An 8,698-nucleotide genomic window follows, 5' to 3' on the forward strand; every position below is an offset into this window, starting at 1 on the left:
TGTGACGTGGGGAAACAGGCGATGTGCGGGGGGAGTTATGGGAGTGTTTGACACTGGATGTGCGCGTGACGGTGCTCACACTGTGAGGAACATTACAGCTTTCGCGACAGAGTGTCAGGTAATGAGACCGATTCGACAACGCGTAGAAGATGACTTTCTACACAGTGTAGAGGGTGGTGCGGCGGGCGGGACGAGCGGGCGGCGGGACGAGGTGCGGGTTCCTTGAGAACGGACGTGCCGGGACCGGTGTTCCCGGTCCCGGCACCTTTCATGCCGACTTCTTAACGCCGGTTTCACGTGCGCGGGCCTTGCGTGCGGCCATCGCGTGAGGCCTGTGCGCTGGAATCTGCCCGGAACCCGGCCCGAACCCGTCCGGAACCCGTGATCCGGAACCGTGCTCCGGAACCCGTGCTCAGGCGATGCTCGCCGCGATCCCGTCCAGGATGTCCCGCTCGCTGACCACGGCCTCCGGGGCGGTCAGGCTGGGCGCCACCCGCTCCATGATCGCCAGCAGCACCAGCGCCCCGGCGCCGATCACGTCGGCCCGCCCGGGGTGGATCACCGGCACCGCCTTGCGCTCCTCCGGCGTCATGCCGAGCAGTCGCTCGGTGAGGTCGCGCACCCGCCCCAGCGTCATGTGCGACAGGTGGATCTGCTCGGAGTCGTACTCGTCCAGGTCCAGCGCCAGCGCGCCCAGCGTGGTGACCGTCCCGGCCAGCCCGACGAGCGTGCGCGCGTCCTCCAGCGGCACCGCCTCGGCGGCCCGGTCGATCAGCTTCTCGATGTCCGCCCGCGCCGCCTTGATCTGGGCCTGGGTCGCGGCGCCCTCGCTTTTCAGGTGCCGCTCGTACATCCGCACGCAGCCCATGTCGACGCTGCGCGCCGCGATGACGCCGTCGGCGTCGCCGAGGACGAACTCCGTGGAGCCGCCGCCGATGTCGATGACGAGGTAGGGCGGGTCGTGGCGGTCGTGGGGGAGCTCGGCGGTGGCGCCGCTGAACGAGAACCTGGCCTCCTCGTCGCCGGTCGCCACGTACGGCTCGACGCCGAGGATGGCCTTGACGCCGTCGGTGAACTCCTGCCGGTTCTCGGCGTCGCGGGTGGCGCTGGTGGCCACGAAGCGCAGCGGGATGGGGGTGCCGCCGCTGTTGCGCTCGATCAGCTCCTGGTACTCCAGGCAGGCGTTGAAGGTCCGCTCCAGGGCGGCCGGGGCCAGCCGGCCAGTGGCGTCCACGCCCTCGCCGAGGCGCACGATGCGCATCTCGCGGACCACGTCGTCGGCCTTGCCGGTGCGGGGGTGGACGTCCGCGATCAGCAGTCTGATGGAGTTGGTGCCGCAGTCGATGGCGGCCACGCGCTTGGTCATGTCGTCCATAGGGTCAGGTCGTCCATAGGTCCGTAGTCCGTGTCCGTGGTCCGTGGTGCGTGTCCGTGGTGCGCGGTCCGCCGGGCACCGGTCCGTCAGGCGCCGGGTTCGGCACCGGGTTCCACACAGGGGCCCGACTTCCACCACTCGGGGAGCAGGGCCAGGGTCTCGTCGCCGAGCGGGTTCACGCCGGGCCCGGCGGCCAGGGCGTGCCCGGCCAGCACGTGCAGGCACTTCACCCGGTCCGGCATGCCGCCGGCGGTGGGGAAGCCCTCCAGCACCTCGATCGCGTCGCGGCGGGCGCGGTAGTCCGCGTCGGCGGCCTGGTAGGCGGCGGCCAGGTCGGGATCGGTCCTGAGCCGCTCGGTCATCTCCTTCATCAGCCCGGAGGCCTCCAGAGTGCCGATCGCGGACGCCGCCTTGGGGCAGGTCAGATAGAACAGTGTCGGGAACGGGGCGCCGTCCGGCAGGCGGGGCGCGGTCTCCACCACGTCCGGGTTGCCGCAGGGGCAGCGGTGGGCGACCCGGCGTACGCCCCGGGGCGTACGGCTCAGCTGGGCCTCGACGGCGGCCAGGTCGCGCTGGTCCACCGGGGTCGGGTCGGCGTCGGGGGTGGCGGAGTCGTTCGTCATGATTCCGACCAGACTACGGCCGATCGCCCGGCGGCGCCCCCAGGAGCTACTTCCGGCGGAGTACGGCTCCTGACTCCTCATGTGGGACGCGTAGATCAACTTGCTGTGCCAGCATCGTGCCGTCATAGACGAAGACCAAGACGAAGACGAAGACGTCGAGGGGGACGTAACGATGCTTCCGGCTCTGCGCGTGGTGGCGGTTCTCCACGCGCTCTCCTTTCTGGCACAACCGATCCTGGCCGGGTTCTTCCTGTCCGGCCAGGACACGGCGATCGACTCGCACGCCACCAACGGCATGATCCTGGCCACGCTGTGCCTGGTCATGACGATCCTGGCGTTCCCGGTCTGGCGCCGGGGGCTGGTGCCCCGCGCCGTGTTCACCACCGCGGCCGGGCTGCTCGTCGCCGAGATGGTGCAGATGATCGCCGGCTTCAGCCACCTGATGTGGCTGCACATCCCGCTCGGCGTGATCATGATGGGCGGGATCGCCACCTTCATGCCGCTGGTGATGCGGCCGCAGGCCGTGGCGGCCGTCCGGCCGGTGGCGGAGGCGGGGGAATGACCGTCCGGCTGTCCCGCCGCGGCGCGCTGAGGCTGGCCGGCGGCGCGGGGCTGGCCGCGGTCCTGGCGCCGACGCTGGCCGGCTGCGCCAAGCCCGGCAACGACGGCTTGAACCCCGGCACCCTGGAGAGCAAGGCCAAGCTGCCGCAGCCGTTCACCGTCCCGCTGCCGGTCCTGAAGCCGCTGGCGCCGTCCGCGACCGACGCGCAGGGCGTGCACTACGCCATGACGCTGCGGCAGGCCGAGGTCGAGATCCTGCCCGGGTACCGGACGAAGATCTTCGGCTACGAAGGCACCTTCCCGGGGCCGTACCTGGACGTCCGGGCCGGCACTCCGATGGTCGTGCACCAGACGAACCAGCTGCCGGTGCCGATCGTCACGCACCTGCACGGTGGCCTGACCCCGCCCAGCGACGACGGCTTCCCCACCGACCTCGTCTACCCGAAGGCGCTGGCCGACATGGTCGATCCGGCCAAGGCCGCGGCCATGCCCGGGATGGGCGGGATGCCGTCGATGCACGACCCGCTGGCCCACGCGACCGCGGTCGAGCGCGACTACGTGTTCCCGTTGAAGCAGCGCGCCGCCACGCTCTGGTACCACGACCACCGCATGGACTTCACCGGCGCGCAGGTGTGGAAGGGCCTGTTCGGGCTCTGCGTCGTGCGCGACGACGAGGAGGACAAGCTGCCGTTGCCCAAGGGCGAGCGGGAGATCCCGCTGCTGATCACCGATCGGGCCTTCGACGCCGATGGTCAGCTGCTTTATCCGGTCGACGACCCGACGCTGTTGGGCAAGCCGGGTATGAAGGGGTCGATCAAGGCCGGCGCGCAGGGCGATGTGATCCTGGTCAACGGTGCTCCGTGGCCGTTCTTGGAGGTGGCCGCGGTGAAGTACCGGCTGCGGCTGGTCAACGCCTCCAACGCGCGGCGCTACGAGCTCAAGCTGGACGGGCCGGCTGGTGGGTCGGGCGGTGGGTCCGGCAGTGGGTCGGGCGGTGGCGAGTTCATCCAGATCGGCTCGGACGGCGGGCTGCTGGCCGCCCCGGTCACCCACAAGTCTCTGCACATCTCCCCCGCCGAGCGCTTCGACGTGGTCGTGGACTTCTCCAAGTACCCGGTCGGCTCGACCGTGACGTTGAAGAACAGCGCCGGCGACGGGGGCACGGCGCAGGTGATGCAGTTCAAGGTGACGTCGCAGGCCGCCGACGACTCCAGCGTCCCGGCGAAGCTGTCGAGCATCGAGAAGCTGGTCGTCGACGGCGCGAAGCGGCGCCTGGTGTTCGCGCTCAAGGGCGACCAGTGGCAGGTCAACGGCAAGTCGTTCGACCCGGCCAAGCCGCTGCTGAAGGCCGAGTTCGGCAAGGTCGAGGAGTGGACGGTGACCAGCGTCGAGCGGCATCCGGTCCACCTGCACGGGGCGCACTTCCAGGTGGTGAAGCGCGCCTCCGGCAGCGGCGACTACGACGAGGGCTGGAAGGACACCGTCGAGCTGTCCCCCGGCTCGGAGATCACGCTGGCTGTCCGGTTCGACGCGTATCGGGGCCGGTATGTCGCGCACTGCCACAACCTTGAGCACGAGGACATGGCGATGATGGCGGCTTTCCAGGTCGTGTGAGGTTTTCCGGGCGCGGCGTCGGAAGGTGCGGTGTCGGAGAGCGCGGCATCGGAGGGCGCGGCGCCGGAAAAGGGAACGGGCACCCGCGGGGACGCGCGGGTGCCCGTTTCGTGGAGCGATCGGACAGCGTTTCGTGGAGCGCGGGTGCGGCGCTCGTACAGTGCTCGTACAGCGCTCGTGCAGCGGGAGCGGGCCTAGTCGGCGAACTCCGCGGCCACCCGCAGGAAGATGTCGTTGGCCTCGACCTCGCCGATCGTGATCCGCGCGCCCTCGCCGGCGAACGGCCGCACCACGACGCCGGCCGCCTCGGCCTTGGCCGCGAAGTCCACGGTCCGCTCCCCCAGGCGCAGCCACACGAAGTTGGCCTCGCTGCTCGGCACGGTCCAGCCCTGCTCGCGCAGCGCCGCCAGCACCCGGGTGCGCTCCTGCACCAGCGCCTCGCAGCGCTCCAGCAGTGCTTCCTCGGCCCGCAGCGACTCCACCGCGGCCACCTGCGCCAGCGAGTTCACGCCGAACGGCACGGCGGTGGCGCGCAGCGCGTCGGCGACCGGCTCGTGCGCGATCGCGAACCCGACTCGCAGGCCGGCCAGGCCGTAGGCCTTGGAGAACGTCCGCAGGACCGCCACGTTCGGGCGGTCGCGGTAGAGCTCCACGCCGTCCGGCACCTCGGGGTCGCGCACGAACTCCTTGTACGCCTCGTCGATCACCACCAGCACGTCGCCGGGCACCCGGTCCAGGAAGCGGACCAGCTCGTCCTTGGTGATCGCGGCCCCGGTCGGGTTGTTGGGGTTGCACACGAAGATCAGCCGGGTCCGCTCGGTGACCGCGTCGGCCATCGCGTCCAGGTCGTGCCGCTCGTCCGCGGTCAGCGGCACCTTGATCGACGTCGCCCCGGAGATCTGCGTGATGATCGGGTACGCCTCGAAGCTGCGCCAGGCGTAGATCACCTCGTCGGCCGGCCCCGACGTGGCCTGCAGCAGCTGCTGCGCCACCCCCACCGAGCCGGTGCCGGTGGCCACGTGCTCGACCGGGACCCCGAACCGCTCCGCGATCTCGGCGCTCAGGAGCGACACGCCCATGTCCGGGTAGCGGTTGAAGTTCTCGCAGCTCTGCTGGACCTTCTCCAGAACGCCGGGCAGGGGCGGGTAGGGGTTCTCGTTCGAGGACAGCTTGAACGCGGAAGCGTCCGGAATCTTGCCCGGGCGGTAGGCGGGGATGCCGCGCAGCGCTTCACGGAGCTTGGGGGCGGTCTGGACGTCGTCGGCCACGGCTCACACATCTCCTTGCTGGGAGGGGGACGCTCTCAGATTAACCTTTTAGGGGCTATGCGCGGACCATGGCCAAGCGGGACATTTGACCTGTGACCACGTTGAATGGCTTCGCCTACGCCGAGTTGTCGTTCGGCGCCGACGGTTCGACCACGGACCCCGCGCAGAGCACCTCCGCCCCCGCCCTGGCGCTGGGCGCGGACGTGACCGACCTTCTTGTCCTGGCCCATGGGTGGAACAACGATCCGCCCGCGGCCCGGAACCTCTACGACGGACTCACGGCCGCGATGGCCCGGTGCGGGGGTGCGCCGGCCGGGCTGGCGGTGCTCGGCGTGCTGTGGCCGGCCAAGCAGTACGACGCGGCGCCGGCCGTCGCCGCGAACATCGCCGCCGACCCGAGCGGGCAGGCGGCCGAGGCTTTTGTGCAGGGGGTGCGGGCGCAGGTCGGGGCTGACCTGGTCGCGGCGCCCGCGGCGCCGTCCTGGGCCGATCCCGGGGATCAGCAGGAGATGTTCTTCGGGCTGGACCCGGGGGCGCTGTTGGAGCGGTTCGGGCCGGTCGAGGACGGGGTTTCGAGTGTTTTGAACCTCGCGACGTACTACACGATGAAGGCCCGGTCCGCGGCGGTGGGGCGGGGGCTGGCGCGGGTGTTGAGCGCAGCCCGGGCGGCGCGGCCGGATCTGCGGCTGCACTTGGCGGGGCACAGTTTCGGTGCGCGGGTGATGGCTTCGGCGGTGGCTACGGCTGATCCGTTGCCGGTTGCTTCGGCGACGCTCATTCAGGGGGCGCTGTCGCATTACGGGTTCGCGCGGCGGTGGGACGGGGTTCATGACGGGATGTTCCGGCCGGCGCTGGTCGGGGGGCGGGTGCGGGGGCCGGTGGTGGTGACGTATTCGCGGCATGACGAGGTGCTGGGGATTGCTTATGCGCTGGCTTCGCGGTTGGCGGATCAGGCGGATTCGGCGTTGGGGCCTATTGGGGGGAAGCATGACAAGTTCGGGGCTTTGGGGGCTAATGGGGCTTTGAGTACGCCGGAGGCGGTTTGGATGGGGATGATGGGGCAGGGTGGGGGGAGGTATGCGTTTGCTGGGGGGAGTGTGACGAATTTGGAGGCTAGTGCGTTTATTCCTAGTCATTCGGTTATTGGGTGTACTGAGGTTGGGATGGCTGTTGTGGGGGCGATTCTGGGTGGGGGTGGGGGTGGGTGATGGGGGGGTGATTGATGGGGGTGATTGATGGGGGGGGAAGGCCGGAAACGTCAGCTTGTTGTCGTTGCGGCCATGGCGTGGGAGCGGCGAGGCTTGAGGTATGAGCCGCCGCGTGGTCTTCCTGGTGTTTCCGGGCTTTCAGATGCTCGATCTGACGTGTCCGCTGGAGGTTTTCGCTCAGGCGGACAGTCTGTTCCGGCTTGATCGGCGTCGTTACGAGACCGAGGTCGTCGCGGTCACTGCTGAGGCGGTGGTGGCGACGGACGGGTTGGCGGTGGTGCCGCATCGGACCATGGCCGAGGCTGCGGAGTTGCCGGTCGACACGTTGGTGGTGGTGGGCGGCAAGGGCGTGCGCGAGGTGATGCGGGATGCGGTATACGTCGACTGGGTTCGCGGGATGGCGGCTGGTGCGCGGCGGGTGACGTCGGTGTGTTCGGGGGCGTTGTTGTTGGCCGCGACCGGGTTGTTGGACGGGCGGCGCGTGGCTACGCACTGGAGTGCGTGCGAGGAGCTGGCGAGGGGGTTCCCGAAGGTTCAGGTGGAGACGGATCCGATTTTCATTCGGAGTGATCCGTATTGGACTTCGGCGGGGGTCACGGCCGGGCTTGATCTCGCGATGGCGCTTGTCGAGGACGACTTCGGGGCCGAGGCGGCGCGGCGGATCGCGAAGCAGCTGGTGGTGTTCGTGCAGCGGTCCGGGGGGCAGTCGCAGTTCAGTACGCAGCTTGCTGCGCAGCGGCCGGGGCGGGACAGCTTGCGGGAGGTGCAGGGGTGGATCGCGGATCATCTGGATGATGATTTGAGTTTGCCGGCGTTGGCGCGGAGGGCGGCGCTGAGTGAGCGGCACTTTTCGCGGGTTTTTCGGGCGGAGACGGGGATGACGGTGGCTGCGTATGTGGAGGCTGTGCGGGTGGAGGCTGCGCGGCGGTTGTTGGAGAGTACTGGGGAGGGGTTGGAGCGGATTGCGAGGAGTTGTGGGTTTGGGACGGTGGAGACTATGCATCGTACGTTTAATCGGGCTGTGAGGGTTACGCCTGGGGAGTATCGGAGGCATTTTAGGCGGGGGGTGGTTGTTGGGCGGTGATCGACGTTTCAGTCGGCCTTCCGATCGATGTTCTAATCGGCCTTCCAGTCGACCTTCCAGTTCGAGAGCGTGTTGATGCCAGGATCGGCGACCTGGTGGCTGGATGGTTGGGCGATGCAGACAGACCTCATCGGCGGCAGGGTAAGTCGTGTAAGCCGTCCGCGACGTCAAAGCGGCGCTGAAGGGTGGGATGCGCAGGCGGCGCAGACACCGGCTGCTCGTGGTGGTGGTGGTACGGGGTGGGTGTGGGTGTGGGTCTTGACGGGCGCGTTGTTCGTGCTCTACACCCTGCTTTCTGTCAGGATCCATCAGCGGATGCTTTCCAATGCTTATGATTTGGGTATTTTCGAACAAGCGGTTCGGTCGTATGCGGATGGGCACCTGCCTGTCTCCGAGTTGAGGGCGCCGGATTTTCCGTTGCTTGGCGACCATTTCTCGCCTGTTTTGGCTTTGCTGGCGCCGTTCTATGCGGTTTGGCGTACGCCGGTGACGTTGCTTGTGGCGCAGGCGGCGCTTGTTGCGGTGAGTGTGCCGCCGTTGGCTCTTTGGGCGTGTCGGCGTTTGGGGGTTGGTCCTGGTCTTGTGATCGGGGCGTGCTATGGGCTGTCTTGGGGGGTTGCTAGTGCAGTTGGTTTTGACTTTCATGAAGTGGCGTTTGCTGCACCGTTGTTGGCGTGGTCATTGGCGGCTCTTGGGGGTGGCAGGCTGCGGGCTGCTGCTTGTTGGGCGTTGCCGTTGTTGTTCGTCAAGGATGATTTCGGGCTTACGGTGGCGGTGGTTGGGTTGGTGATTGCGTGGCGGGGGGATCGGAAGCTTGGTTTTGCTGTTGCTGTGGCTGGTGTGGTGGGGACTGTGGTGACGGTTTTGGTGGTTCTGCCGGCGTTTAATCCGGCTGGGGATTTTGTCTACTGGGCGTTGCTCGATGGTTCGAGTGGGGGTGGGGGGGGGGGGGGGGGTTTGGGGGG

The 8,698-nt window shown here is 68.5% G+C and carries 8 protein-coding genes; 5 read left to right on the forward strand and 3 right to left on the reverse strand.

Translation table 11 applies throughout. The features are described 5' to 3' along the window. Positions 1-412 precede the first annotated feature (412 nt). Complete coding sequence (locus ABD481_RS26370) at positions 413-1,366, reverse strand: Ppx/GppA phosphatase family protein (protein WP_344668454.1); 954 nt, start codon at positions 1,364-1,366, stop codon at positions 413-415. A gap of 95 nt (positions 1,367-1,461) precedes the next feature. After that, positions 1,462-1,998, reverse strand: a complete 537-nt coding sequence (locus ABD481_RS26375) for a DUF501 domain-containing protein (RefSeq protein WP_344668441.1) — start codon at positions 1,996-1,998, stop codon at positions 1,462-1,464. A gap of 172 nt (positions 1,999-2,170) precedes the next feature. On the opposite strand from ABD481_RS26375, the gene ABD481_RS26380 reads away from it, so the two are divergent. Together ABD481_RS26380 and ABD481_RS26385 are read left to right on the forward strand one after the other, a co-directional pair. Next, positions 2,171-2,560 (forward strand): hypothetical protein, encoded by a 390-nt coding sequence (locus ABD481_RS26380; RefSeq protein WP_344668442.1) that lies wholly within the window; start codon positions 2,171-2,173, stop codon positions 2,558-2,560. Next, positions 2,557-4,173, forward strand: coding sequence for a multicopper oxidase family protein (locus ABD481_RS26385; protein WP_344668443.1), 1,617 nt, complete (start codon positions 2,557-2,559; stop codon positions 4,171-4,173). Before ABD481_RS26380 ends, ABD481_RS26385 begins: the two co-directional genes overlap by 4 nt. A gap of 194 nt (positions 4,174-4,367) precedes the next feature. On the opposite strand, the gene hisC is transcribed toward ABD481_RS26385, so the two are convergent. Next, positions 4,368-5,441, reverse strand: a complete 1,074-nt coding sequence (gene hisC / locus ABD481_RS26390) for a histidinol-phosphate transaminase (RefSeq protein WP_344668444.1) — start codon at positions 5,439-5,441, stop codon at positions 4,368-4,370. Positions 5,442-5,533: 92 nt separating this feature from the next. On the opposite strand from hisC, the gene ABD481_RS26395 reads away from it, so the two are divergent. The 3 genes from ABD481_RS26395 to ABD481_RS26405 all read left to right on the forward strand — a co-directional run. Then, positions 5,534-6,649 (forward strand): alpha/beta fold hydrolase, encoded by a 1,116-nt coding sequence (locus tag ABD481_RS26395; protein WP_344668445.1) that lies wholly within the window; start codon positions 5,534-5,536, stop codon positions 6,647-6,649. A gap of 100 nt (positions 6,650-6,749) precedes the next feature. Continuing rightward, positions 6,750-7,733 carry a GlxA family transcriptional regulator gene (locus ABD481_RS26400; RefSeq protein WP_344668446.1) on the forward strand — a complete coding sequence of 328 codons (984 nt, stop codon included), beginning with the start codon at positions 6,750-6,752 and terminating at the stop codon, positions 7,731-7,733. A gap of 249 nt (positions 7,734-7,982) precedes the next feature. Next, positions 7,983-8,698: DUF2079 domain-containing protein (locus ABD481_RS26405; protein WP_425559291.1), on the forward strand; the 716-nt coding region annotated here is incomplete at its 3' end.

Origin of the sequence: Catenulispora yoronensis, assembly GCF_039531695.1 — a bacterium.
Classification (GTDB): Bacteria; Actinomycetota; Actinomycetes; order Streptomycetales; family Catenulisporaceae; genus Catenulispora; species Catenulispora yoronensis.

Coding starts and splice junctions, on each gene's coding strand:
- ABD481_RS26370 (WP_344668454.1), bottom strand. CDS start 1,366: ATGACCAAGCGCGTGGCCGCCATCGACTGCGGCACCAACTCCATCAGA.
- ABD481_RS26375 (WP_344668441.1), bottom strand. CDS start 1,998: ATGACGAACGACTCCGCCACCCCCGACGCCGACCCGACCCCGGTGGAC.
- ABD481_RS26380 (WP_344668442.1), top strand. CDS start 2,171: ATGCTTCCGGCTCTGCGCGTGGTGGCGGTTCTCCACGCGCTCTCCTTT.
- ABD481_RS26385 (WP_344668443.1), top strand. CDS start 2,557: ATGACCGTCCGGCTGTCCCGCCGCGGCGCGCTGAGGCTGGCCGGCGGC.
- ABD481_RS26400 (WP_344668446.1), top strand. CDS start 6,750: ATGAGCCGCCGCGTGGTCTTCCTGGTGTTTCCGGGCTTTCAGATGCTC.